The following is a 23312-nucleotide window of genomic DNA, read 5'->3' as shown; positions in this document are numbered from 1 at the left end:
GCTGCAAGCGAACAGCAATGACGTTTTTCAATCGGCTCCATGCCGTTTCCTGCATTGCCGTGCAGAGCGCCGTACCGGATGCTTTAGTTACTCCGAGACAGTGCTTTTTTATCCGCAGAGGCCCGTATGAAGACCGTCGAACAAATCCTCAAGACCAAGTCCCAGCACCAGACCGTCTACACCATCGGCCCGGATGACTCGGTGCTCGACGCCCTGAAACTGCTGGCGGAGAAAAACATCGGTGCGCTGCCTGTAGTCGAGGGCAGCCAGGTAGTGGGTATCGTCAGTGAACGGGACTATGCGCGCAAACTGGTCCTCAAGGGCCGCTCTTCCGCCGCCACCCCGGTACGCGAAATCATGAGTGCACCGGTGGTCACCGTGGAACCCAAGCAAAAGCTCGACTTCTGCATGAACCTGATGACCGACCGCCACCTGCGTCACCTGCCGGTGGTCGACAACGGCAGATTGCTCGGCCTGCTGTCGATCGGTGACCTGGTCAAGGAAACCATCGCCGAACAGGCCAGCCTGATCAAGCAGATGGAGCAGTACATCCGCGGCGAATGACGCGCCTCAATGGTAGGCGCGCTCCAACTCGTCCAGTTGATGGTCGAAGCTACGCAAGCGCGCCGACCAGGTGTACACCAACACTTCCAGGTCGCGGTTGAGCACTGCCGTATTGCCGTGGCCGCTGTGCGTGGGCTCGCCGAGGTCAAGCTGGTAGCGTTCACGGGCCATCGCCTGGGCCACGCTGGACAGGTCGCGAGCGTTGGCCAGCCAGTGGTGATGGCGGTCATGGATTTCGCGGTCGAGCACCCGGCACTGGCGCTTCAACGCATCCAGGCTCTGCTCCAGCGGTGTGCCTCTGAGCTCGCCCATGACCTCTTCGAAGGTACGCCCCGAATGCCAGTAGCTGCCCCAGAAATAGCGGTCGAAAACCGTCTCGACGCGGCGTAGTGCAACCTTGGTGTTCCAGATGGTCAGCAACGTTCGCCCCTGCACCACTTCGCGCTTGTTCAGGCGCAGTTGCTGCCAGGCGATCCATGTCAGCGCCACCAGTGCAACCGCCACAGTGACTGCGGCAGCGGCATACAGGAAATGCACCGCCTGGGTCATCTGTTGCGTCTGCCTGATGCCATAGAAGTAACTGGCCGTCAGGGTGCCCAGGATCGTCACGGAACACCAGAAGCCTGGTGCGTAGGGATCTTTCATCGCGCTATCCCCTTATTGTTTTCCTGAGCATAGCAACGGCCGATCACTCGTCAGGTGCCACTCGGCGCTTTATTTTCGGGGGCGGCGCAATGCTTCATTGAGTTGATCGAAGGGCACAGCCCAATCGGAATCTTCAATGATGCTGTCCTTGAGAAATGCACGCTGAGAGTCGTTCCAGAATGGCGCATCCACCAGCTTGATTTCGTTCTTCAGCGGGGAATGGCTGGTGATGAACTGATCGATACTCTTGGGATCGTCGGGCAAGCCCAGCTGCTTGAACAGCTCGGCAAAGGGATGGATCAGCGCTTCCATGGTTCCTCCTGAGCGCCAGGCAAGCCGTCCACGACGCCCGCCTGGCATTGGTTTGAAAACATCAGCACAGCTCGCACACTTCGGCGTGCGGCACCAGTTTCATGTACTGCTCCATGCTCATGTGAATCAGGTGATCGTGGTCACCCGCCTCCAGGTAGACATCGCCTTGGCGGGTAAGACTCGGGTCGAGCAGCATTTTTATCTGGTAAGCATCGCCAAAGGCCGGCACCGCACCGCGTTCGCAGTCATTGAACAGGCTCGGCAGACCGCTTTCACGGGTCAGATGCCAGGCCCCGGACATACGCACCTTGGTCATGTCCAGGTGCCGGTTGGCCGGTAGCACGGCCATGATGTAGTTGCCATGACGGTCATCGAGCATCACCGACTTGGCGACCCGCTCGGCGGGCACGCCGGCCGTTCGGGCCGACTCCAGGCTGGTGGCCGAATGTGGGTGGGGAATGATGTCGTAGTCGCAGTTGGCCTTGTCCAGGCGGGCCTGCAGGGTCTTTGCCATACGCATGATGCACCTCCGGTTTCGCCCCCCAATCTTCAATTTTAGGCCGGGTACGGGTGGGCGGGGCTAAACTTGTGTAATACAAGCAAATGAGGTGACGACAGGTGATCGCCCGCTGCTGGCGCTGGCTGTTGCTGCTGTTGTTGCTTGGCATCACGCCAGGTGGCCAGGCAGCGCCCGGCGCGGTGTGGGTGCTGGGCATCGACGACGCCATCGGCCCAGCCAGCGCCGACTACCTGGTACGCAGCCTCAGCCAGGCCCAGGCGCAAGGCGCGCAACTGGTGGTTATCCGCATGGATACCCCGGGCGGGCTGGACAGCGCCATGCGCCAGATGATCAAGGCAATTCTCGCCAGCCCTGTGCCGGTCGCCAGCTACGTTGCCCCCAGCGGAGCCCGCGCCGCCAGCGCCGGCACCTATATTCTCTACGCCAGCCATATTGCGGCGATGGCGCCCGGGACCAATCTGGGTGCTGCCACGCCGGTGCGGATCGGCGGCCCGCCTGGCACGCCCGATGATGACAAGGCCAAAGGCGGCGACGATGAAACCCTCGCACGCAAACAGGTCAACGACGCTGCTGCCTACATCCGTGGACTGGCGCAAATGCGCGGCCGCAACGCCGACTGGGCGGAGAAGGCCGTGCGCGAGGCGGTCAGCCTGTCCGCCAGCGAGGCTTTGCGCCTGAACGTGATCGATCAGGTGGCCGATGACCTGCCTGACCTGCTGCGCAAGCTCGACGGCAAAACGCTCCAGGTGGCCGGCCAGCCACGCCAGTTGCAGACCGCAGGCGCCAGCGTGATCGAGCATCTGCCGGACTGGCGCACACGGGTTCTGGCAGTGATCACCAACCCCAGCGTGGCACTGATCCTGATCATGATCGGCGTTTACGGCCTGTTGTTCGAATTCATGAACCCCGGTTCTGCGGTGGGTGGTGTGGTCGGAGGTATCTGCCTGCTGCTGGCGCTGTATGCGCTGCAGCTATTGCCGGTGAGTTTCGCCGGGGTGGCGCTGATCCTGCTTGGCATTACCTTCATGATCGCCGAAGCCTTCTTGCCCAGTTTCGGCGTGGTCGGCTTCGGCGGCATCGTTGCCTTTGTGGTCGGCGCGTTGATCCTGATCGACACCGACGCTCCCGGTTTCGGCATCCCTCTGGCCTTGATCGGCACCCTGGCGCTGCTCTCGGCATTACTGATCGGTGGCGTACTGGGCATGGCTCTCAAGGCCCGCCAACGGGCACTGGTCAGTGGCGACGCCGGCCTGGTCGGCAGCCTGGTCACCGTCACCCAGGTGATGGCAAGCGACCCATTCTGTGGCGTCGTGCTGGCTCAGGGCGAGCCATGGCAAGCGCGGTGCGCAACGCCGCTGCAAACTGGCCAGAACGTACGGGTGACCGCGCGCCATGGCGTGATGCTGGAAGTGAGCGCCGCCGCCCCTGCGACGCAAGGAGAATGAGCATGTTCATGCAATTCGGTTTCGGCGCAGTGCTGATCGTGCTGGCCATGCTGGTGCTGTCGGCGTTTCGCATCCTGCGCGAATACGAGCGCGGCGTGGTGTTTCAACTGGGGCGCTTCTGGCAGGTCAAAGGGCCGGGGCTGATCCTGTTGATCCCGGTGATTCAGCAAATGGTACGGGTCGACCTGCGTACAGTGGTACTGGATGTGCCGCCGCAGGATGTGATCACCCGCGACAACGTTTCGGTCAAGGTCAACGCAGTGTTGTACTTTCGCGTGCTCGACCCGCAGAAAGCGATCATTCAGGTCGAGGATTTTCTGGTGGCGACCAGCCAGCTGGCCCAGACTACCCTGCGTGCGGTGCTGGGCAAGCACGAACTGGATGAGCTGCTGGCAGAGCGCGAGCAACTGAATCTGGATATCCGCCAGGTGCTGGATGCGCAGACGGATGCCTGGGGCATCAAGGTAGCCAACGTCGAGATCAAACACGTTGACCTGAACGAGTCGATGATACGCGCCATCGCCCGCCAGGCCGAGGCCGAGCGCGAACGTCGGGCCAAGGTGATTCATGCCGAGGGTGAACTGCAGGCGTCGGAAAAACTGATGCAGGCCGCGCAAATGCTGAGCAAGGAGCCGGGGGCGATGCAGTTGCGCTATATGCAGACGCTGGGGACGATTGCCGGTGACAAGAGCTCGACCATCGTCTTCCCGCTGCCGATAGATTTGCTGAAAGGGTTGGTTGGCAAGGAGAAATAGTGATGGGCCAATCGCGGGCTCCGCGATTGGCCCGTATACGGTCTGTCAGACCGGCGCACGGCGCAAGGTAGCGAGGAAGGTGGCCGCACCAATGAACAACCCGGCAAAAGTGCGGTTCAAACGCTTCTGCTGTTTGGGTGTGCGCAACATGCGCAACACATGCGAAGCCAACCCGGTGTACCCCGCCATCACCAGCAGGTCGACAGTGACCATGGTCACGGTGATCGCCACATATTGCGGCAGCAGCGGCGCATGCGGGTTGAGGAACTGCGGCAGCACCGCCAGCATGAACACCAGCGCCTTGGGGTTGCTGATGTTGACCAGGAAACCACGGAACACCAAGCTCAGCGGCTTGCCGATCGGGCGCACGCCTGATTCATCGCTCATGTCCATCGGCAGTGCACGCCATTGCTTATAGGCCAGGTACACCAGGTAGGCGACGCCAAACCACTTGATGACCTGGAACGCCGTGGCCGAGGCGGCCAGGATGGCACCGACGCCGGCGGCGATGATGGCGATCTGCATGATCAGGCCCAGCTGCAGGCCCAAGGCGTTCCAGTAACCACGCCAGAAGCCGTATTGCAGGCCGCTGGACATCGAGGCAATCGCCCCGGCACCAGGTGAAAGGCTGATCACCCAGCAGGCAGCAAAGAAGCCCAACCATACTTCCATCGACATCACACACCTCGCTCGAACATTTGTTGCAAAACGTTAAGCTAAGGTTTTGGCGAAAAAATAACCAGTGATTTCTGATGGATTTGTGGTGTCTGACCTGACTTCTTCGCGGGCACGCCCGCTCCCACGCCCAGTGCATCTTCAGACGGTGGGATACCTGTGGGAGCGGGCGCGCCCGCGAAGGGGCCAGTACAGGTTCAGTCAGCTTCGGCAGCTGTTTCTTTGTGCAGGGCCTGTACTTCGGCCCCGCGCCAGCGTCGTACCGACTTCTGGAAGAACTGGCTATTGGGCACCTGCACAAGCGCCCCACCCGCTTCGGGCATTTCCAGCAGCGTGGTGAACAGCAGGTTGATGGCGATCACCCGGCCTTTCACGCCGGGCTTGTCGAGGGTGTCGACCAGCTCGACCACATCGCCGATGCGAAACGGCCCAACCGTGAAGATCAACACCGCGCACAACAGGTTGGACAGCACGCTCCACATGGCGAAGAAGGCCACCGCCGCTACCGCGACGAAGCCGGAAAGTGCTGTCCACAACACAGTCGCCGAAACACCCAGGCGCTCCAGCACGAACAGCAGCGCGCTGCCCATGATCAGCCAGCGCAGGCCACCGCGAACGGGCACCAGCAACTCCGGCGGCAACGGGTAACGCTGGCCGAGTCGGCCAAGCCCACGGGCGACGATACGCTGCAGGATGAACGCCGCGACCAGGATCAAGAGTATCTGCAAGCCTAGCCAGAAGGTATCCATCCATTGCCCTGGCAGCAGCGAACGCAGTTCCTCCATCAGGACAGCGCCTCGAGTTCGGCCTGCATGCTTTCAAGGGTTTCCAGCGCTTCCATCCAGGCCTCTTCCAGCTCGCCTTCGCGTTGCTTGAGCTTGGTCTGGCGCGCCAGCAGATCGCGCAACTCGTCCTTGCGCGCCGCGTCGTAAAGGCCACCATCACCCAGCGCAGTCTCGATCTCGGCCAATTGCGCGTGCACCTGGTTGAGCTCGCTTTCCAGCTTGTCGGCAGCCTTCTTGTGCGGTGCCAACTGCTGGCGCAAGGCTGCGGCAGCCTGGCGCTGAGCTTTCTTGTCGGTCTTGTCCGGGTTGGCCGGTGCACTACTGGCCGGCGCGCTGCGCTGGCGGTACTCGACCAGCCAGCGGCTGTAGTCTTCCAGGTCACCGTCGAAGGTGTCGACCTTGCCGTCGGCCACCAGCAGGAAGTCATCCGTGGTGCTCTTGAGCAAATGACGGTCGTGGGATACCACCACCACTGCACCGGCAAACTCCTGCAAGGCCATGGTCAGCGCCAGACGCATTTCCAGGTCCAGGTGGTTGGTCGGTTCGTCAAGCAGCAGCAGGTTTGGCCGCTCCCAGGCAATCAGCGCAAGTGCCAGGCGAGCCTTTTCGCCACCGGAGAAGTTCACCACCGGCTCGTCGCAGCGGGCACCGTGGAAGTCGAAGCCGCCGAGGAAGTCGCGCAGCGTCTGCTCACGCTCGGTAGGGGCAATGCGCTGCAGGTGCAGCAGCGGGCTGGCCTTGTCATCCAGCGAGTCCAGCTGATGCTGGGCAAAGTAGCCTACAGCCAGGTTCTCGCCGCGAACCAGACGGCCCGACAACGGTTCCAGCTCACCTGCAAGGTTCTTGATCAGGGTCGACTTGCCGGCGCCGTTGGGCCCGAGCAGACCAATACGAGCACCCGGGGTGAGCTGCAGCTTGACCTTGTCGAGGATGGCCTTGTCGCCATAACCCAGGCAACCTTCGGAAAGGCTCAGCAACGGGCTGGAAATTTTCTGCGATTCACGGAAGACAAAGTCGAACGGCGAATCGACATGCGCCGCCGACAGCTCTTCCATGCGCTCAAGGGCCTTGATCCGGCTTTGCGCCTGACGGGCCTTGGTAGCCTGAGCCTTGAAGCGGGCAATGTACTTTTCCATGTGCGCGCGCTGCGCTTGCTGCTTCTCGTAGGCCTGCTGCTGCTGCGCCAGACGCTCGGCACGGGTGCGCTCAAAGGCGGTATAGCCGCCTTTGTACAAGTTGAGCTTGCGCTGCTCGACGTGCAGCACATGGTCGACCACGGCATCGAGGAAGTCACGGTCGTGGGAGATCAGCAACAACGTGCCGGGGTAGCCCTTGAGCCAGTCTTCCAGCCACAGGATCGCGTCGAGGTCGAGGTGGTTGGTAGGCTCGTCGAGCAGCAACAGGTCGGACGGGCACATCAGGGCCTGGGCCAGGTTCAGGCGCATCCGCCAGCCACCAGAGAAATCGCCGACACGGCGGTCCATCTGCTCGTTGGTGAAGCCCAGCCCAGCCAGCAATTTGCGCGCACGGGCGTCGGCGGTATAGCCGTCGGCGCTTTCCAGCTCACTGTGCAGGCGCGCCAGGGCGGTGCCGTCGTGGGCCTGCTCGGCGGCGGCCAGTTCGGCCTGGACCTTGCGCAGGCGCACGTCGCCGTCAAGCACATAGTCCACAGCCAGGCGGTCGAGGGTGTCGACCTCTTGGCGCATGTGGGCGATGCGCCAGTCGCCGGGCAGTTGGCAGTCACCGGCATCGGGTGACAGCTCACCGCGCAGCAAGGCGAACAGGCTGGATTTTCCGGCGCCGTTGGCGCCGATCAGGCCGGCCTTGTGACCGGCGTGCAGGGTCATCTCGGCGCCTTCTAGCAAGCGCTGCGGACCACGCTGTAAAGTGAGGTTGGATAGTCTGATCATGATGGTCGCGGAGTCTACCAGCTTCCTCGGCCCATAGCGCGAGTGGAACCATGCACACCGACCTTTGGAATTACGCCCTGACCCTGTATGCCAGGCCCGGCGTGGAAGCCGCCTGCCTTGAACTGCAGGCACTGGGCGGTGATGTCTGCCTGCTGCTGTGCGCAACCTGGCTACAAGCACGCGGAGTAACCGTGCTGGGCGAACGCGCACAAGCACTGCAAGAACTCGCCGAGCCCTGGCAGCGTGACGTGGTTACCCCGCTACGCAGCCTGCGCCAGCAATGGCGAGCCACAGCATCGGGTGATACACAACTGGCGGCATTACGTGAACAGGTGAAAGGGTTGGAGTTGCGGGCTGAAAAAGCCTTGCTTGAGCGCTTGCAGGAACGCTCGCAAGAGTGGCCCGTGGGCTCCCATGAGCCCGCGGACGACTGGCTGGCCCGGCTGGCACCGGACCGGGCTCTGCATCATGACGCGCTAGTTCAGTTGCGCGTCGCAGCGGCTGCGCTTCAGGACGCCGAAGGTGCCTGAGCAGGCGTGCTCACAGGTGCCGACGGTGCTGCTGCAGCCGGGCTCACCGAGTTGGTTGCGGCGGCCGGTGTAGCGGGTTTGGCCTCGGCAGGCTTAGCGGCCGTGCGTGCAGGTGCCTTGGCGGCAGCTGGTTTTGTGGCTGGCTTGGCAGCAGGGGCTTTGGCAGCTGGCTTGGCCGCAGGTTTGGCTGCTGCGGGCGCCTTGGCTGCTGGTTTAGCCGCAGGCTTCGCGGCAGCGGGCGCCTTGGCAGCCGGTTTGGCCGCAGGCTTCGCGGCAGCGGGCGCCTTGGCAGCCGGTTTGGCCGCAGGCTTGGCGGCAGCGGTCGCCTTGGCAGCCGGTTTGGCCGCAGGCTTCGCGGCAGCGGTCGCCTTGGCAGCCGGTTTAGCCGCAGGCTTCGCGGCAGCGGTCGCCTTGGCAGCCGGTTTGGCTGCAGGCTTCGCGGCAGCGGTCGCCTTGGCAGCCGGTTTGGCCGCAGACTTCGCGGCAGCGGTCGACCTCGCAGCTGGTTTGGTCGCAGGCTTGGCGGCAGCGGCCGACCTCGTAGCTGGTTTGGCCGCAGGCTTGGCGGCAGCCGACTTGGTGGGTTTCGCTGCACGCTGATCAAGTGCCTTGGCTGCAGCTTCGCGTACCTTGCCTACACCCTGGGCCAGCTTGAGGCTGTCCTGAGCGTCGCGTTTGAGTTGCTGAATGTAAGAGCGGGTCTGGGTTTGACGTTCCTTGAGAGAATCGAGCAGTTCCTCAAGTTCACCAATGGCTTTTTGCGCCTTGGTCTGCGCCTTGGCTTTACCTGCCTTGGCCGCGTCTTGCAGTTTCAGGCGACCGTTGTGCAGTTTTTCCTGTGCCTTGCCACGCTGCTTTTCCAACTTCGCCAGCAGTTTTTCCGCATCAGCCAGCGCTTGCGAGCAGGCCTCTTCCAAGTGCTCGAGCAAGCTGCCCGAAAGTTGCTGGAGCAGGTGTAACGGCGTACTTACTGGCTTCTTTTTGGCCGACATGGTTTACCTCCTGGCTGACGAGATTACGGCTCATACTATGCTTCTGCTGCTACCGCCGCTAGGGCATGTTGACCGTAATATTTACGCCGCGTTGCATGCCTGGGCAAAGTTGTTATCTTGCAGCTGCGTGAAAGTGTAGTTGCTGAATTAATCATTGCTGGTATTTGGGAGTCAGGCGTTGCCTCGATATCTTGTTTTAGGTTTATGCCTGATGGCACCCCTCGCCTTGGCCGAGAGCGAAGACCACGATTTGGCCTACAGCCTGGGTGCCAGCCTGGGTGAACGCCTGCGCCAGGAGATGCCGGGTTTGCAACTGGATGCGCTGGTCGAAGGCCTGAAGCAGTCCTATCAGGGGCAACCCCTCAAGCTCGACAAGGCACGCATGCAGGCGGTGCTCCAGCAGCATGAAACCCAGGAAAGTGACGCCGCTACGCAAAAGCTGCAGGCTGCCGAAACACGTTTCATGGCTAATGAGCGTGGGCGTTACGGGGTACACGAACTAACGGAAGGTGTGCTGTACAGTGAACTGCAGGCAGGCACGGGGGCTCAGCCGAAAGCAGGCGGCAAAGTGCAGGTACGCTATGTGGGCAGACTGCCGGATGGCTCGGTATTCGACCAAAACCAGACACCACAATGGTTCAACCTGGATTCGGTTATCGAAGGCTGGCAGGTCGCCTTGCCGAAAATGCACACTGGCGCCAAATGGCGCCTGGTAATTCCTTCAGCGCAAGCCTATGGCGCCGAGGGGGCGGGGGATTTGATTGCACCCTACACCCCCCTGGTATTCGAGATCGAACTGCTGGCGGTTGGCGACTGACGCCAACCTCAGGCCTGCACTGCACCCTCTTCTTTGTGTGCGTTGTGCAGCACTTCGATCAGACAGTCTTCAAGCTCGAAGCGCTCATGCAACAACCCGCCCAATTTGGCCAGCTTCTCGGCAAAGCGTTCGGTGTCCTTGCACTCCCCCTTGGCGCAATGGTCATTGAAGGCCAGTGCAATCTGAGTACTGTCGTTGATCCGAGGGTTGATCTCTTCGGCCAGCTTCAGCGCCTTCTCGTCTCCGAACGCCTTGGCCTCGCTGACCAGTTGCTCGCAGACTTCGAAGTGCCACGCCGAAACGTAGTCGACCAGAAGTGAGCAAAAGTCCCCGTTGGTATCCTTGTCGGCGAAGGCTGGCTTCACATCGCGCAGGGCGCGAAAAGCCTGCACCAGTTCCTGGCGCTCCTCCAGCCAACGGTCGATCAGCTTGTGAACCCCACCCCAGCGTTCCTGGGCGTTCTGACAACTATCGAGCATGGCGATCACTTCCCTTCTGGGTAGATGCCGCTGCACCTCGCACCACGACCGCGCAGCACAAAGGTGACATCAGCAGGACGGCATCGAGCAGTTGTTTTTCCGGTATGCGTGCTGGGAGATTATTCCCGCGCGTGCTGCCCTTCAAGGTACGCAGCACACAAAGTTCATACAAGTGTTTAATAACCTGTTACATCGCCATTGGTCGCGCTAATGGCGCAACCTTGCGCCAGGTCATGTTCTAGCCAGGGTGCGGAAACGATACGCCAGCAGGCAACTCAAGGGCAGAGCCGCCAGCAGCAGGAAAGCCAACAGGCTCCATTCCGGCAGTGTCAGATCGAGAAAGCTCCAGGCAAGCGAACGGCAATCCGGGCCACCCAGCAACAGTTGCCGTGCCGCCTCACCCCAGGATTGCTCGAACACTCGCCCTATCGGCACCGGGCATACATCATTGCCCACCTCAACACCCTGCAACCAGACATGCCGTGCGGCCAGCAATGCGCCGGCCAGCGAGCAGCCCAGCGCCAGCCGAGCGTAACGAAGGATGCCCTGCGTGCCCGGCGCCTGCAGCACGGCGGCGAAACACAGCAGCGCGTAAACGCCAAGCAGCAACCGTTGGCTGAGGCACAGTGGGCACGGCCTCAGCCCCACTGTGTTTTCCAGACGAAAAGACGCAACCAGTACCGCCAGTGCAACCAGGCAGGCAGGAAGAAAAAAGGTGCGCAAACGGGCCGGCAGCATGGGCGGTGAAGGTCCCGGGGAAAAAGTAGTGGCTTGAAACGGTAGAGGAAAGACACGCTTTGTTTCAAGGCACGACAACAACGACAAGTCGCTGAATCGCGTAGGAAATTTCCAGATATGAGGTAGGAGACGACGGAAGAAACGGACTTCAGATCTAACTGACAGGAAAAGATAAATTACCTACCCCCAAAGCCCGCACCTTGGCGCGGGCCTTGGGGTGGGTCAGGCGCGTACGCCTTCTGGCAAAGGCAGCGCCAGCAGGCGCTCGTCCAGAAGGCCAAGGCCCTCCTGGAATAGTTGGTTGCTGCGCTCGGTCTCGCCCAGCCCCGCAAGCAGGCGGGCCAGTTCAGCACAGGCCTCGGGATTGCGCTCCATGCGCAGGCTGCTTTCCAGGTAATCACGCGCCTTACCCCACAGGCGGTTCTGCAGGCTCAGACGACCCAGGGTCAGCAGCAGGCTTGCGTCTTGCGGGTGAGCCTTGAGCCAACCTTCAGCGGTTTGCAACTGACGTGCCGGGTCATCCCCACGCACCAGGCCATAAAGGCGGGCCAGATGGCTTTCATAGTCGCGCTTGAGGGCAGTGCGCAGCACTTGTTCGGCCTCGTTCTGGGCACCTACCTGGCGCAATTGCTCGGCGTACGCCAGCACCAGTTGTGGCTCCTGGCGCTGGGCTGCGGTCAGTTGCTGCCAAGCGCGCTCCAAGGATTGACGTGCACTTTGCGTGTCTTCGCCACGGGTGGCGGCCAGGCTCAGGTTCTGGCCCCAGGCACGTTGTTCCAGAGCCGCCAGCTCGGCGGCCGGCAGCACCTTGCCCTTGCGCAGGTCGGGCAGCAGGCGGATCAGTGCAGACCAGTCGCCGCGCTCCAGATGCAGGCGTTGCAGCAAGCGCAGCACCTGGCTGCTGTGCGGGTGACGTTCCTGCATGGCCAGCAGGGTTTCCAGGGCTCCATCGCTTTCACCGCGGTCCATTTGCAATTGGGCATGGGTCAGGGCAATGGCCAGCTCCGCTTGTGGCTGGCGCTCCAGGGCACGCTCCAGCAGGTTGTCGCTGTCTTCGGTGCGGCCCTGCTCGTTGGCCGCGCGCGCGGCACCAAGGTAGTACAACAACGGTTGGCGCTCAGCCTCGGCGGCACGGTGCAAGTGTCGCTGGGCACTGGCCCAGCGGCCTTCGGCGAGATCGAGCTGGCCCTGTTCGATCGCTAGGCGGATACGTCGGCTGCGGTTGCGCCGTGACCAAGGGTTGACCACACCACTGGAGGTCAGCACCAGGCCGACCAGATAGCGCAGCAACCACAGCAGCAGGACGACCGCCAAAATACCCGCCAAGGCTGCCCACAGCCCCGACTGATAACGGAAGCCACCATAGGAAATCAGTACATAGCCGCTGTGCTTGGCGACCGCGATGCCCAGTGCCGCAGCAACCACGATTGCAAGCACGGCCAACAGGTAGACACGCTTCATGGCTTGCCCCCTTCAGCCTCGGCCGGCAGGTGACGGCGCTGAATATAGGCCTGCACAGCCGCCAGGCTTTCACTGAGGTCAGGGGTAACCACCGACACCGGCTGATCGGCCAAGGCATTGAGGCTGTCGAGCATGGCCTTGCTTTGCGGGTTGTCTGCGTTGAAGTTGGCCAGCAGTACGCTGCGGGCGTCGTCCAGCGCCTGCGTGTAAACCTTGGCATCGCCATTGAGCGCCGCCCACTGGGCCTGCTCGATAGTGAGGCTCAAGGCCAGGCGCAGCTGGTTCAGTTGCTGCCCGGCCAGCAACGGACGCACGTTTTCATCGGCGTTGAAGTCGATCTGGAAGTACTTGGATATTTCCGCCCACCACTGCGACAGCCTGCTGGCACCATCACCGTCGGCGGTCAGGGCGCCAAGCGCATCGGCGTTACTGTCGAACTCTGGGGACTGGGCGCTCAACTGCTGTACCAGCTCACGCTGTGCAGCCAGTTTCAAGAACAGGCCGGTTCGGTCCGGTTGCTGAGTGCTGTTGAGCATGGCCAGGCTGCGTGCCAGTTGCTCGCGGGCAGCGAAGGCACCCGGGTCGCTCTGCTCGCGCAGGATCTCGTCGGCGCCTTCGACCAAGGCTTTGGCACTGGTGATGTCCTGCAACGCCGAAAGGCGCAGGGTAGCCAGGCGCAGGAGGTGCTCGGCTTCGGCCAGGCGCCATTCTTTGCGGCTTTCTCCCAGCACGGTTTCCAGGCGCTGACTGAGACGCTGCTGGTCGCCCTGTAGCTGGGCTACCAAACGCCGGCGGTCTTCCAGCTCGCTGGCAGCTGGCAGACTGGCCAGTTGCGCACTGATCTGCTGCTCACGTTGCTGCAGCGCCTCGGCGCGCTGGTTCAGCGCCTCGATGTGCTGGCCTTGGTTGAACTCACTGCCCTGCAGTTGACGCACCTGCCAGACACCCCAGCCACCTACCGCCACCCCGGCCGCACCAAGCAGCAAGGCCAGCGCTGCCAGGCCACTGCCGGAGCGCTTGGCAGGTGGGGTGGTAACGGGTTCCGCAGGCGCCTGTGCCGACGGTTGATCGTTATTGGACAAGACAGTCTCGCTCACGTATCCATCCTTTGCATGGGGGCGCACCGCATTCAGCTTAGCGCCTTAAGAGGCAGGTGCAGCGCTACGCTGCACGGCTGCCAGCAAGGCCGTGGCACTGGCGCCACGGCAATCCACAACCTGTTGGGCCCCGGCGGCCTTGGCCTGCTCGGCAACCCGCGGGCTGGGCACGAACAGCGGCAACTGGGCCAGCCGCAGCCAATCGGCACCGGCCATCTGCTGCAAATGTTCAAAACCCTGCCCACTGCTGACCACTAGGCCATTGAGGCGTTCCGCTTCAATGCGGCGCATCAGCGTACCCGCCGGGTAGGCCGGCAGGCAGCGACGATACAGTTCCAGATATTCGACACTAGCACCTTGCTCTGCAAGACGCTCTGCCAGCAGTTCGCGACCTCCGACGCCGCGAACGATCAAGACACGCGGTGCCGGCTCGGTAAGTGCCTGGCGCAGGGCCGGCAGTGCCAGCAAGGCTTCGCTGTCATCGCCACGCGGCGGAAAGCTTACCTCCAGCCCTGCACCCTGCAGCACCCCAGCGGTAGCCTCACCCACGGTGAACCAGCCTCGCTGCGGAGGCTGGATGCTGGCCTGGGCCAGATGCTCTAGCAACAGCCGGGCGGCCGGCTTGCTGACCACAAGGATCGCCTGGAAGTCATGCAAGCCCTCCAGCGACAGTCGCTGTGGGGCTTGCACGGTAATAGGTTCAATTTCCAGCAGAGGCAGGCAACTGCTACCCACGCCCGCTGCCGCCAGGCTTTGCGCCAGCGCCGCACAGTCCTCGGCAGGCCGGGTCAGCAACAGGCGCCATTGGCTCACGGGTGACCGGCCTCGCCGTAGACTTCCTTGAGAATGGTCTCGGCGCCCTGCCCCAGCAGGTCTTCGGCCACCTGTACGCCCAAGGTCTCGGCAGCAGCACGCGGGGCACGGGCATCGGCCACCAGCAAGGTCCCGCCGCTAGGCTGGCCGACCAGGCCACGTAGCCACAACTGGTCACCTTCAAGTAGCGCGTAGCAGGCGATCGGCACTTGGCAGCCACCATTCAGGCGTTTGTTCAGCGCGCGCTCGGCCATCACCCGGTCAGCGGTGTCGACATGGTGCAGTGGCGCCAGCAGTGCATGGATCTCAACGTCGGCACTGCGGCACTCGATGCCCACCGCGCCCTGACCACCTGCCGGCAGGCTGTCATCGACGCTGATGGTGGAGGTGATGCGGTCTTCGAAGCCCAGACGGATCAGGCCCGCTGCGGCGAGGATGATGGCGTCGTACTCGCCGGCATCCAGCTTCGCCAGGCGGGTATTGACGTTGCCGCGCAGAAAACGGATTTGCAGGTCCGGGCGGCGCGCCAGTAACTGGGCCTGACGGCGTAGGCTTGAGGTCCCGACGATACTGCCGGCGGGCAGCGCTTCAAGGCTGTCAAAGGTATTGGAAACGAAGGCATCACGCGGGTCTTCACGCTCGCAGATGCAGTACAGGCCCAGGCCCTCGGGGAAGTCCATGGGCACGTCTTTCATCGAGTGCACGGCGATGTCGGCTTCGTTGTCCAACAGCGCGGTTTCCAGTTCCTTGACGAACAGGCCCTTCCCGCCGATTTTTGCCAGCGGCGCGTCGAGCAACTTGTCACCACGGCTGACCATGGGTACGAGGGTCACCTTCAGACCGGTGTGGGCCTGCTCGAGGCGGGCCTTGACGTATTCGGCCTGCCACAGGGCCAAAGCACTTTTACGGGTGGCAATGCGGATTTCGCGAGTGGACATGAAACGCCCCGATCCAGAGAAATACCGCCGATGATAACAGCATCGCCGGTATCGCTTGCAGATACGGATCAACAGGTCATACGCAGCCAGGTGCAGGAGCGGCCTGGATCCGAGGGCCTCAGAGCGTCTGCATCATCTTGCGCACACCGGCCACATGGCGACGGCTGACGGTCAAGGCATCGCCGTCCAGGCCTTTCAGATACAGCTGAAAGTGCCCCAGCGGGGTGCGCTGCAAGCGTTCGATACGCTCACGGGCGACCAACGCATTACGATGGATGCGCACGAAGCGTTCGCCGAATTCGTCTTCCAGGGCTTTGAGCGGCTCGTCAAGCAGCACCTCCCCGGCTTCGTGACGCAAGGTCACATACTTGTGATCGGCAATGAAATAGATCACCTGGGGTAAAGGGATCAGTTCGATGCCTTTACGCGTGCGGGCGCTTATATGGCTGCGAGGGCCGCCGCCTTCATTGGCTGGCCGGGTAAGCGCCGCCAATTGGGCACGGTTGGGTTTTTCGGCCTTGCGCAAGGCATCGCGCAAGGCCTGCGCCTGGAAGGGCTTGGTCACATGGCTGAGGGTACTGTCCTTGAATGCCTCTGCACCGTATTCATCATCCCCGGAGCAAAACACCACCGCGGGCGGCGCCTCGCGTTCGCACAGGCGAGCGGCGACCTGCAGGCCATCCAGGCCTGGCATGCCGATGTCCAGCAGGACCACATCGGGCTTGAGGCTTTCGATCAGCGCCAAGGCTTCATCGCCGTTGGTGGCGCTGGGCTCCAGCACGGTGTACCCCTCCAGTTCGCCGAGCAGCCGGCTGAGGCGTTCACGGCCTTGGGGTTCGTCATCAACGATCAGGACATTCATAATTGCGCTGGATTCCTGAATGAGTCTCGCACAGGTATAGCGTAGACAGGTGTGGTTCGAGCGACACTGCGGTCACGCTCTAGACCGGTGCGATGGCCAAAGATTCACTCGGCCCGGCAGATTCACTGCCAGTCCTTTGTCCAACTGTAGACGGTCCGTGGAACACTGCCGTTCATTCCTTGAAATCCTTCTCTGCGATTTTCCGGGCATTTCTCTCGACCGGCGCCCTGCGGCAGCCAGCCCAACCCTGCTATCATCGACGCCACTTTTTCGTTCACGCCTGCAATGAGTGAATCCATGAGCACCGACAAGACCAATCAGTCCTGGGGCGGCCGCTTCAGTGAGCCCGTCGACGCCTTCGTCGCCCGCTTCACCGCCTCGGTAGATTTCGACAAGCGCCTGTACCGTCACGACATCATGGGTTCGATTGCCCATGCCACCATGCTGGCGCAGGTCGGCGTGCTCAGTGATGACGAGCGCGACACCATCATCGATGGCCTGAAAACCATCCAGGGCGAGATTGAAGCCGGCAACTTCGACTGGCGTGTCGACCTCGAAGACGTGCACATGAACATCGAAGCACGCCTGACCGACCGCATCGGTATCACCGGCAAGAAGCTGCACACCGGCCGTAGCCGCAACGACCAGGTGGCCACCGACATCCGCCTTTGGCTGCGCGACGAAATCGACCTGATCCTGGGCGAAATCACCCGCCTGCAGCAGGGCCTGCTGGAGCAGGCAGAGCGTGAAGCCGAAACCATCATGCCTGGTTTCACCCACCTGCAGACGGCGCAGCCGGTCACCTTTGGTCACCACCTGCTGGCGTGGTTCGAAATGCTCAGCCGCGACTATGAGCGCCTGGTCGACTGCCGCAAGCGCACCAACCGCATGCCACTGGGCAGCGCCGCACTGGCCGGCACCACCTACCCGATCGACCGTGAACTGACCTGCAAGCTGCTGGGCTTTGAAGCCGTGGCCGGCAACTCGCTGGATGGCGTGTCGGACCGTGATTTCGCCATCGAATTCTGCGCCGCTGCCAGCGTGGCGATGATGCACCTTTCGCGCTTCTCCGAAGAGCTGGTGCTTTGGACCAGCGCGCAGTTCCAGTTCATCGACCTTCCGGACCGCTTCTGCACCGGCAGCTCGATCATGCCGCAGAAAAAGAACCCGGACGTGCCAGAGCTGGTACGCGGCAAGAGCGGCCGCGTGTTCGGCGCCCTGACCGGCCTGCTGACCCTGATGAAAGGCCAACCGCTGGCCTACAACAAGGACAACCAGGAAGACAAGGAACCGCTGTTCGACGCCGCCGACACCCTGCGCGACTCGCTGCGGGCCTTTGCTGACATGATCCCGGCGATCAAACCCAAGCACGCCATCATGCGTGAAGCGGCCCTGCGCGGCTTCTCCACCGCTACCGACCTGGCCGACTACCTGGTTCGCCGTGGCCTGCCATTCCGTGACTGCCACGAGATCGTCGGCCACGCGGTGAAGTATGGTGTGGACACTGGAAAGGACCTGGCCGAGATGAGCCTGGACGAACTGCGCCAGTTCAGCGACCAGATCGAGCAGGACGTGTTTGCCGTGCTGACGCTGGAAGGTTCGGTGAACGCCCGTAACCACATTGGTGGTACGGCGCCGGCGCAGGTGCGCGCTGCCGTTGTTCGTGGCAAGGCCCTGTTGGCGTCTCGCTAACCCCCCAAGGCGAGGGCTTCGCCCTCGTTCGCGGGCACGCCCGCTCTCATCAAACAAAATACAACCCACTGTTTTCTAAGCACTCAAGCGGCCACCAGCTGATACCCCAGTTTCCGGGCTTTGCGGAGCAAAGCCCGGACCTGCCGGTCCTGGCTTCTGGTTTCGAACTCCTCAAGACCTTTTTCAACATAAGCCTGCTTCTTGGTTAAAAGGTTGTACACCAGACGTGCCAACTGATGCGCAGTGGCCTTGATGGCGCAGCTGGTATCCATTCGAGTCAGTCTGGCTCGGTGCGATGCACCAATGAAACCCTTGTCGTTACGGGCATTGGATGCAGCCTGCTTGAGTGCTTGAGCTGCTCGATTGACTATTTTTGGCCCACCACTTGCCAGTCGAGGACCGCCGGAGATTCGAGTAGGGGGAGCCAGTCCCAACCAAGAGCAGAAGTGCTGTGAGGACGGGAAGCGTGATAGATCTGTACCGATCTCCCCTGTCAGCACTAATGCAGTGTCCACCCCAATGGTTGGAATTGCGGTTAGGTCCACGCCAAGAACTTTCCACAATGTCTGATGCAGTTCAGTCTGTTGGGCACCGTTTCGGTGCGGGCTCCGTAAAGGCTTATTGGATGGCTCTGGCTTGTTTTGCAGCACCGGCAACTGCTCTAACGCGGCTTTTATGGCGTCGTCACAATCAGCAATTTGCTGCTCCAGGAAGTCATAGGCAGCCAATTCCTGAGTTAGCGCATGCAAATGCTCGCGCCGCCAATTGCCATGAAGACTCCGAGCGACAGCCTCCTTGCCTGCCTTGATGCGGCGGTCGGTCAGTTCAGCCAGTTGCACTGGGTCCCGTTCACCTGCGCAGATGGCTCGCAAAATCTTCATGCCAGTTACGCCGGAAATATCACTGATGACATTGGCCAGCTGGATGTTCATTTGGCTCATGGCCTTTTGCATCCGGTTCAGCGTCTGCGCCTGGTCTTTCACTTTGGAAGCACGCTGCCTGACCAATGACCGGACGCAGCAGGTCAGATCATCGGGGCGGAATGCGCCTCTGAGCAGTCCATGAGTCATCAGCTGCCAAATCCACTGGCAATCCAGCACATCTGATTTACGGCCCGTGATTTGCCGAGTTGCTCTGGCATTGACGAGATAAACCTCAAAACCGCGCTCGCTGAGAATCTCGTAAATTGGAATCCAATAAACCCCCGTGGATTCCATGGCAACGACCTTGATCCCCAGGCTTTCAAGCCAGTTAGCCATCTTGAGCAGGTCGTCAGTAAAGGACGTGAACGACTGGACGGGATTTTCGTGCCGGGGATCGACCGCCACGAAATGCTCTCGACCACCGACATCGATCGCTGCGCAATCGGGATGGACGACGGTAAAGCGTTGCTTGGAAGGCTTGCGCGCCATGATGAATCCTCGCAGGATAAAGGGCGCGCGGGGCACACGGTGGCGAAAGGGTTCACTCTCTCATACGTGGTCACAGCTGAATCAGCTGATGCCTACAGGGACTTCACGCCGATACCGTGCGGATCACTCTCCCACGCGGGTGTGCGGACACACACCAGTGCTGGCTACGATCTCTGTCCCGCGCACACGAACCCTAACAAAGCAAAAGGCGGCTGGCCCTACCGGGCCAACCGCCTTTTCTTTTTCAAAATGTCAGCGTCGCTGCGGATCTAAAGCCGTACACCTCATGTTTGCTGCGCGACAGCGCAGCCCGGAAGGGCTGGGTGATCTCCCACAGATATTGCACAAGTTTCAATAGCGGTGCAGACCTGTGGGAGCGGGCATGCCCGCGAAGGGCACAACACCAGACTCAGCGTTTACCGCTGCGAATCATCTCCATGAAGGCCGGCATCGACGCTTCCTTGTCCGCCAAGATCCGCGCCATGTGCGGGTTCTCGCCCATCAGCTGCAGCAACGCCTTGGCCTGCGGGAAGTCCGCCAGGAAGTCGATGTTCAGCACCTTCTTGCCCACCGCGTTGGCCAGGTCGACCGAGAAGCAGAACATCAGGTCTGCCAGCGTCATCTGCTCGCCCGCCACATAGGGTGCAAAGCGTCCGTTGCGCTTGAGCGTGGCAAAACCTGCCAGCAGGTCAGCACGCGCTTTCTCTTTGATCAGCGGTTCGACCGACATGCCAAAGAACGACTCGGCGTAGCAGGTACGCGCCGGCAGCTCGATGTACAGCTCGATTTCCTTGAGCAGTTCACGCACCTTGGCCTGCTCGAACGGGTCGACCGGCAGCAGTGCCTTACCGCTTTGGGTCTGTTCGATGTAGTCGAGGATCACACTGGTTTCGCTGAGGAAGCCCTGCTCGGTCTGCAGCACCGGAACCTTGCCCCGCGGGCTCACTTCCAACGCCTGTGGCGCCTGGCCGCCATAGAAGGTGACTTCCTCGAAGGGCAGACCTTTTTCCAGTAGGGCCAACTTGACCATGTTGTAGTAGTTGCTGACCGAGAATCCATGAAGCTTGAGCATGAGGTAACAGCCTCCAGGCCGTAAGGAGTTGGCCTGGCTTTTATAGACTGAACGCCTGCCGCTGACCAGCGTCATGCACCGCGTCAATGCTCGGGCATTGCCGCCATAGGCATGGCACACTGTTGCATCCCATCCTAGGAGTACCGCCATGAGCGAGCCCACCGACATCGGCAATGACGACGACGAAGCCTTCGCCGAGGCCACGCTGACCCAAGCCATCGAAAACCAGATCGAGAGCGGCGAGCCGCCTGCGGCCAAGGCCACTTTCAACAAGCTGACGCTGGTTGGCTATGAGCGTGAAGACATTCTGAACCTGATGGCCCATGTGCTGGCCTTCGAAATCGACAACATGCTGGTAGAGGACCGTGCGTTCAACGGCGAGTGGTATGAGAACGCTCTGCGGGCACTGCCGGAGCTGCCGCCTGAGATGGATCAAGGCGACGACGAATAACCCGGCTACACTCGAAGATCAGGCACCGCTGACGGTGCCGCCATCCTTGTCTGGAAGTCAGGAGCTGCCATGCCTTTTACCCCCGATCTGATCGACGAACTGGAAGTACTCGCGCTGTTCAAACACGACAGCAGCCAGGAAGGCATCAAGATAACCAGCACCGCATCCCCCGCCCTGATCGCGGCTGCACAACGCCTGCATGAGAAGGGGCTGACCGATCAACCGGATGGCGGCTACCTGACCAGTCTGGGTCATGACGCCGTTGAAAGTGTCCAACTGCTGCAGAACATTCTCAAGGCGCCACAGCCGGCCTGAGCATCAGGCTTGCGCAAGATCTGAGGCCTTGCGCGGTCCCTGTGGGACCGCGCACGCTCCACTCAGTTGGCCGCAGCACTGCGCCTTTCCGCCAGCCACGAGCGGCCGTAGAGGAGCACGATGGCCAGCAACGCCACCGCCTGCGCCGACAGCGAGTAGGCATCGGCATGAATCCCCAGCCAATCGAACTCGAAGAACGCCACCGGCCGTGTGCCTAGCACGCCGGCCTCTTGCAGCGCCTTCACGCCATGCCCGGCGAATACTACCGACAGCGCGCACAGCAGCGCGGCGTTGATGCTGAAGAACAGCGAAAGCGGCAGCTTGGCCGAACCCCGCAAAATCACCCAGGCAAGGCCCACCAGCAGCATCAGTGCCGTCGCACCACCCGCCAGCACCGCTTGATGCCCGGCAGGGCCTGCCTGCAGCCACAGGGTCTCGTAGAACAGGATTACTTCGAACAATTCGCGGTATACCGAGAAAAAGGCCAGCACAGCAAAACCGAAGCGCCCGCCGCCGCTGACCAGGCTGCTCTTGATGTAGTCCTTCCAGGCGGCTGCATGGCGGCGGTCATGCATCCACACCCCCAGCCATAGCACCATCACCGCGGCGAACAGGGCCGTGCCGCCTTCCAGCAGCTCACGCTGAGCCCCCCCCACATCGATCACATAGGCTGCCAGCGCCCAGGTGGCGAAGCCGGCAACCAGCGCCAGGCCCCAGCCGATGTTGACGCTGCGTACTGCCGACTGCTGCCCGGTATTGCGCAGGAAGGCCAGGATCGCCGCCAGCACCAGAATCGCCTCGAGGCCTTCACGCAGCAGGATCAGCAAACCGGAGATATAACTCAGCGTCCAGCTCAGGCCATCGCTGCCCAGCAGCTTGGCCGCCTGCTCGAGCTTGGTTTTGGCGTCGGCCAGACGCTGTTCGGCCTGGGCCACGGGCAAGCCGTCCTGCAAGGACTGACGGTAGGCCATCAGCGTTTTTTCGGTGTCCTTGCGCGCCTGGGTGTCGATGTTGTCCAGCGAGCTTTCCACCAGCTCGAAACCCTCCAGGTAGGCCGCCACCGACAGGTCATAGGCCTGATCGTGGTCGCCTGCGCGGTAGGCCGCCAGGCTCTTGTCCAGTGTGCTGGCCGTGTATTCGAGCAATTGCGCAGGGCCGCGCTTTACTTGCGGCGGTTGAGCACGCTGGGCACGGAATGCCTCGACGGCCGCAGTGCCTTCGTTGGCGGCGACTTCGGCCGGCGTCTGGCGAGCCAGGTCGGCGAGGTTCCAGGCCTTGTCACCCTTGCCCGCTTCCGGCTTGGCGGTGAAGCTGGCGATGTACGCGGCCACGTCCCAGCGCTGGCGATCGTCCAGCTGGTCGGCAAACGACGGCATTTCGGTGCCGTCGATACCCAGGGCCAGGGTGTTGTAGAGGTCGAACAGGCTCAACTGGTCCAGGCGCGAAACATCGCGCAGGTTGGCGGGTGCAGGCTCCAGGCCCACGCCAGCCGGGCCATCGCCGGCGCCGGTTTCGCCGTGGCAAATCGAGCAGTTTTGCGCGTACAGCGCAGCACCGCGGGCTGGGTCCGGGGTAATCACCGGTGCCTGGCTGACCTCGTAGGCCACAGCCAGTCGTGCACCCAGCTGTCGGGCCTGTTTGGCGACTGCGGCGCCCTCCTGGCGTTGGTCGATGGCTTGGCGTAGCGCTTGAACACCTTGTTCCAAAGCAGCTTGTTCAGTATTTGCGGGCAGGCCTCTGACCAGGTCCGCCAATACCGCGCTGAACTCCTGTTGCTCGCGGTATTCGCCATCGTCGATCACCTTGCCGTCTTGCACGGTCGGCGGGTAGTCAGCGCCAATGTAATCAAGCAGGTGCTGGGCTTTGGCAGCCTCGGCGGGGGACTCGGCCAGCGCCAAGGTGCTGCACAGCGCCAGCACCGGGCCAAGCAGCAAAGCCGGCAGCCAGGCAAGCAGACGGGAACGGGTATTCATGGCCAGTCTCGAAGGTGAATGCGAAAGAGAACATTGTTCACTTCCACTTTGCTTCACTC

Annotated in this window: 25 protein-coding genes; 8 read left to right on the top strand and 17 right to left on the bottom strand. The window is 61.9% G+C overall.

The window, feature by feature from the left end; all coding sequences use genetic code 11:
• Positions 1-126 precede the first annotated feature (126 nt).
• Complete coding sequence (locus AC3B5Q_RS00830) at positions 127-564, top strand: CBS domain-containing protein (protein WP_021782571.1); 438 nt, start codon at positions 127-129, stop codon at positions 562-564.
• Positions 565-570: 6 nt separating this feature from the next.
• On the opposite strand, the gene AC3B5Q_RS00825 is transcribed toward AC3B5Q_RS00830, so the two are convergent.
• The 3 genes from AC3B5Q_RS00825 to AC3B5Q_RS00815 all read right to left on the bottom strand — a co-directional run bounded on the left by AC3B5Q_RS00825 (position 571) and on the right by AC3B5Q_RS00815 (position 2041).
• A complete protein-coding gene (locus tag AC3B5Q_RS00825) occupies positions 571-1209 on the bottom strand; it encodes a hypothetical protein (protein ID WP_021782570.1) in 639 nt (212 codons plus the stop codon).
• Between the two features lie 69 nt (positions 1210-1278).
• Positions 1279-1521, bottom strand: a complete 243-nt coding sequence (locus tag AC3B5Q_RS00820) for a DUF2789 domain-containing protein (RefSeq protein ID WP_021782569.1) — start codon at positions 1519-1521, stop codon at positions 1279-1281.
• Between the two features lie 61 nt (positions 1522-1582).
• On the bottom strand, positions 1583-2041 hold the full coding sequence (locus AC3B5Q_RS00815) for an aminoacyl-tRNA deacylase (RefSeq protein ID WP_103443293.1): 459 nt from the start codon (positions 2039-2041) through the stop codon (positions 1583-1585).
• Between the two features lie 98 nt (positions 2042-2139).
• Here AC3B5Q_RS00815 and AC3B5Q_RS00810 point away from each other — a divergent pair, with 98 nt between their 5' ends.
• Positions 2140-3486 carry an NfeD family protein gene (locus tag AC3B5Q_RS00810; RefSeq protein ID WP_103443292.1) on the top strand — a complete coding sequence of 449 codons (1347 nt, stop codon included), beginning with the start codon at positions 2140-2142 and terminating at the stop codon, positions 3484-3486.
• 2 nt (positions 3487-3488) lie between these two features.
• Positions 3489-4241, top strand: a complete 753-nt coding sequence (locus AC3B5Q_RS00805; RefSeq protein ID WP_488392795.1) for a slipin family protein — start codon at positions 3489-3491, stop codon at positions 4239-4241.
• A gap of 45 nt (positions 4242-4286) precedes the next feature.
• On the opposite strand, the gene AC3B5Q_RS00800 is transcribed toward AC3B5Q_RS00805, so the two are convergent.
• The 3 genes from AC3B5Q_RS00800 to AC3B5Q_RS00790 form a co-directional block, all read right to left on the bottom strand.
• Positions 4287-4919, bottom strand: a complete 633-nt coding sequence (locus AC3B5Q_RS00800) for a LysE family transporter (protein WP_103443291.1) — start codon at positions 4917-4919, stop codon at positions 4287-4289.
• Positions 4920-5113: 194 nt separating this feature from the next.
• Entirely contained in the window at positions 5114-5701 is a 588-nt protein-coding gene (locus tag AC3B5Q_RS00795) for a mechanosensitive ion channel family protein (protein WP_103443290.1), read from the bottom strand.
• A complete protein-coding gene (locus AC3B5Q_RS00790) occupies positions 5701-7611 on the bottom strand; it encodes an ATP-binding cassette domain-containing protein (RefSeq protein ID WP_103443289.1) in 1911 nt (636 codons plus the stop codon). Before AC3B5Q_RS00790 ends, AC3B5Q_RS00795 begins: the two co-directional genes overlap by 1 nt.
• Positions 7612-7661: 50 nt before the next feature.
• Between AC3B5Q_RS00790 and AC3B5Q_RS00785 the strand changes: the two genes are divergently transcribed.
• A complete protein-coding gene (locus AC3B5Q_RS00785) occupies positions 7662-8141 on the top strand; it encodes a TIGR02444 family protein (RefSeq protein WP_488392794.1) in 480 nt (159 codons plus the stop codon).
• Here AC3B5Q_RS00785 and AC3B5Q_RS00780 read toward each other — a convergent pair.
• Positions 8120-9133, bottom strand: coding sequence for an AlgP family protein (locus tag AC3B5Q_RS00780; protein ID WP_488392793.1), 1014 nt, complete (start codon positions 9131-9133; stop codon positions 8120-8122). The two genes, AC3B5Q_RS00785 and AC3B5Q_RS00780, sit on opposite strands and share 22 nt — an antisense overlap.
• Positions 9134-9311: 178 nt before the next feature.
• Between AC3B5Q_RS00780 and AC3B5Q_RS00775 the strand changes: the two genes are divergently transcribed.
• The gene (locus AC3B5Q_RS00775; RefSeq protein WP_021782560.1) at positions 9312-9950 is read left to right on the top strand and encodes an FKBP-type peptidyl-prolyl cis-trans isomerase; all 639 of its coding nucleotides are present in this window, start codon (positions 9312-9314) and stop codon (positions 9948-9950) included.
• An 8-nt stretch (positions 9951-9958) separates the two neighbouring features.
• Here AC3B5Q_RS00775 and AC3B5Q_RS00770 read toward each other — a convergent pair whose 3' ends face one another.
• The 7 genes from AC3B5Q_RS00770 to AC3B5Q_RS00740 all read right to left on the bottom strand — a co-directional run bounded on the left by AC3B5Q_RS00770 (position 9959) and on the right by AC3B5Q_RS00740 (position 16338).
• Complete coding sequence (locus AC3B5Q_RS00770; RefSeq protein WP_021782559.1) at positions 9959-10429, bottom strand: Rsd/AlgQ family anti-sigma factor; 471 nt, start codon at positions 10427-10429, stop codon at positions 9959-9961.
• 231 nt (positions 10430-10660) lie between these two features.
• Positions 10661-11167: a disulfide bond formation protein B gene (locus tag AC3B5Q_RS00765; protein ID WP_021782558.1), complete on the bottom strand. Its 507-nt coding sequence runs from the start codon at positions 11165-11167 to the stop codon at positions 10661-10663.
• Between the two features lie 222 nt (positions 11168-11389).
• Positions 11390-12628 carry a heme biosynthesis protein HemY gene (locus AC3B5Q_RS00760; protein ID WP_488392792.1) on the bottom strand — a complete coding sequence of 413 codons (1239 nt, stop codon included), beginning with the start codon at positions 12626-12628 and terminating at the stop codon, positions 11390-11392.
• Positions 12625-13725, bottom strand: a complete 1101-nt coding sequence (locus AC3B5Q_RS00755) for a uroporphyrinogen-III C-methyltransferase (RefSeq protein WP_103443287.1) — start codon at positions 13723-13725, stop codon at positions 12625-12627. The genes AC3B5Q_RS00760 and AC3B5Q_RS00755 overlap by 4 nt, the downstream gene beginning before the upstream one ends.
• Positions 13726-13770: 45 nt before the next feature.
• The gene (locus tag AC3B5Q_RS00750) at positions 13771-14538 is read right to left on the bottom strand and encodes a uroporphyrinogen-III synthase (RefSeq protein ID WP_021782555.1); all 768 of its coding nucleotides are present in this window, start codon (positions 14536-14538) and stop codon (positions 13771-13773) included.
• Complete coding sequence (gene hemC / locus AC3B5Q_RS00745) at positions 14535-15476, bottom strand: hydroxymethylbilane synthase (RefSeq protein WP_330508819.1); 942 nt, start codon at positions 15474-15476, stop codon at positions 14535-14537. The genes AC3B5Q_RS00750 and hemC overlap by 4 nt, the downstream gene beginning before the upstream one ends.
• Before the next feature lie 118 nt (positions 15477-15594).
• On the bottom strand, positions 15595-16338 hold the full coding sequence (locus AC3B5Q_RS00740) for a LytR/AlgR family response regulator transcription factor (RefSeq protein ID WP_021782553.1): 744 nt from the start codon (positions 16336-16338) through the stop codon (positions 15595-15597).
• Between the two features lie 297 nt (positions 16339-16635).
• Here AC3B5Q_RS00740 and argH point away from each other — a divergent pair, with 297 nt between their 5' ends.
• On the top strand, positions 16636-18030 hold the full coding sequence (gene argH / locus AC3B5Q_RS00735) for an argininosuccinate lyase (protein WP_021782552.1): 1395 nt from the start codon (positions 16636-16638) through the stop codon (positions 18028-18030).
• Between the two features lie 83 nt (positions 18031-18113).
• Here the strand turns inward: argH and AC3B5Q_RS00730 are convergent, their stop codons facing one another.
• Both AC3B5Q_RS00730 and AC3B5Q_RS00725 read right to left on the bottom strand, forming a co-directional pair.
• Complete coding sequence (locus tag AC3B5Q_RS00730) at positions 18114-19442, bottom strand: IS110-like element ISPpu9 family transposase (RefSeq protein ID WP_488392791.1); 1329 nt, start codon at positions 19440-19442, stop codon at positions 18114-18116.
• Positions 19443-19851: 409 nt separating this feature from the next.
• Complete coding sequence (locus AC3B5Q_RS00725) at positions 19852-20514, bottom strand: glutathione S-transferase (protein ID WP_021782551.1); 663 nt, start codon at positions 20512-20514, stop codon at positions 19852-19854.
• A 148-nt stretch (positions 20515-20662) separates the two neighbouring features.
• Here AC3B5Q_RS00725 and AC3B5Q_RS00720 point away from each other — a divergent pair, with 148 nt between their 5' ends.
• The gene (locus AC3B5Q_RS00720) at positions 20663-20965 is read left to right on the top strand and encodes a hypothetical protein (protein WP_021782550.1); all 303 of its coding nucleotides are present in this window, start codon (positions 20663-20665) and stop codon (positions 20963-20965) included.
• 69 nt (positions 20966-21034) lie between these two features.
• A complete protein-coding gene (locus AC3B5Q_RS00715; RefSeq protein WP_021782549.1) occupies positions 21035-21280 on the top strand; it encodes a TIGR02647 family protein in 246 nt (81 codons plus the stop codon).
• A 62-nt stretch (positions 21281-21342) separates the two neighbouring features.
• Here the strand turns inward: AC3B5Q_RS00715 and AC3B5Q_RS00710 are convergent, their stop codons facing one another.
• Positions 21343-23253 carry an FTR1 family protein gene (locus AC3B5Q_RS00710; protein ID WP_103463456.1) on the bottom strand — a complete coding sequence of 637 codons (1911 nt, stop codon included), beginning with the start codon at positions 23251-23253 and terminating at the stop codon, positions 21343-21345.
• Positions 23254-23312: the final 59 nt, after the last annotated feature.

It is taken from the genome of Pseudomonas sp. D5(2026) (assembly GCF_057766845.1).
This window is presented reverse-complemented; position numbering and strand designations above follow the sequence as displayed.

Bases quoted from the DNA above. Each gene is read 5' to 3' on its own strand.
- AC3B5Q_RS00830 (WP_021782571.1), top strand. From the start codon at position 127: ATGAAGACCGTCGAACAAATCCTCAAGACCAAGTCCCAGCACCAGACC.
- AC3B5Q_RS00825 (WP_021782570.1), bottom strand. From the start codon at position 1,209: ATGAAAGATCCCTACGCACCAGGCTTCTGGTGTTCCGTGACGATCCTG.
- AC3B5Q_RS00820 (WP_021782569.1), bottom strand. From the start codon at position 1,521: ATGGAAGCGCTGATCCATCCCTTTGCCGAGCTGTTCAAGCAGCTGGGC.
- AC3B5Q_RS00815 (WP_103443293.1), bottom strand. From the start codon at position 2,041: ATGCGTATGGCAAAGACCCTGCAGGCCCGCCTGGACAAGGCCAACTGC.
- AC3B5Q_RS00805 (WP_488392795.1), top strand. From the start codon at position 3,489: ATGTTCATGCAATTCGGTTTCGGCGCAGTGCTGATCGTGCTGGCCATG.
- AC3B5Q_RS00800 (WP_103443291.1), bottom strand. From the start codon at position 4,919: ATGTCGATGGAAGTATGGTTGGGCTTCTTTGCTGCCTGCTGGGTGATC.
- AC3B5Q_RS00795 (WP_103443290.1), bottom strand. From the start codon at position 5,701: ATGGAGGAACTGCGTTCGCTGCTGCCAGGGCAATGGATGGATACCTTC.
- AC3B5Q_RS00790 (WP_103443289.1), bottom strand. From the start codon at position 7,611: ATGATCAGACTATCCAACCTCACTTTACAGCGTGGTCCGCAGCGCTTG.
- AC3B5Q_RS00785 (WP_488392794.1), top strand. From the start codon at position 7,662: ATGCACACCGACCTTTGGAATTACGCCCTGACCCTGTATGCCAGGCCC.
- AC3B5Q_RS00780 (WP_488392793.1), bottom strand. From the start codon at position 9,133: ATGTCGGCCAAAAAGAAGCCAGTAAGTACGCCGTTACACCTGCTCCAG.
- AC3B5Q_RS00770 (WP_021782559.1), bottom strand. From the start codon at position 10,429: ATGCTCGATAGTTGTCAGAACGCCCAGGAACGCTGGGGTGGGGTTCAC.
- AC3B5Q_RS00765 (WP_021782558.1), bottom strand. From the start codon at position 11,167: ATGCTGCCGGCCCGTTTGCGCACCTTTTTTCTTCCTGCCTGCCTGGTT.
- AC3B5Q_RS00760 (WP_488392792.1), bottom strand. From the start codon at position 12,628: ATGAAGCGTGTCTACCTGTTGGCCGTGCTTGCAATCGTGGTTGCTGCG.
- hemC (WP_330508819.1), bottom strand. From the start codon at position 15,476: ATGTCCACTCGCGAAATCCGCATTGCCACCCGTAAAAGTGCTTTGGCC.
- AC3B5Q_RS00740 (WP_021782553.1), bottom strand. From the start codon at position 16,338: ATGAATGTCCTGATCGTTGATGACGAACCCCAAGGCCGTGAACGCCTC.
- argH (WP_021782552.1), top strand. From the start codon at position 16,636: ATGAGCACCGACAAGACCAATCAGTCCTGGGGCGGCCGCTTCAGTGAG.
- AC3B5Q_RS00730 (WP_488392791.1), bottom strand. From the start codon at position 19,442: ATGGCGCGCAAGCCTTCCAAGCAACGCTTTACCGTCGTCCATCCCGAT.
- AC3B5Q_RS00725 (WP_021782551.1), bottom strand. From the start codon at position 20,514: ATGCTCAAGCTTCATGGATTCTCGGTCAGCAACTACTACAACATGGTC.
- AC3B5Q_RS00720 (WP_021782550.1), top strand. From the start codon at position 20,663: ATGAGCGAGCCCACCGACATCGGCAATGACGACGACGAAGCCTTCGCC.
- AC3B5Q_RS00715 (WP_021782549.1), top strand. From the start codon at position 21,035: ATGCCTTTTACCCCCGATCTGATCGACGAACTGGAAGTACTCGCGCTG.
- AC3B5Q_RS00710 (WP_103463456.1), bottom strand. From the start codon at position 23,253: ATGAATACCCGTTCCCGTCTGCTTGCCTGGCTGCCGGCTTTGCTGCTT.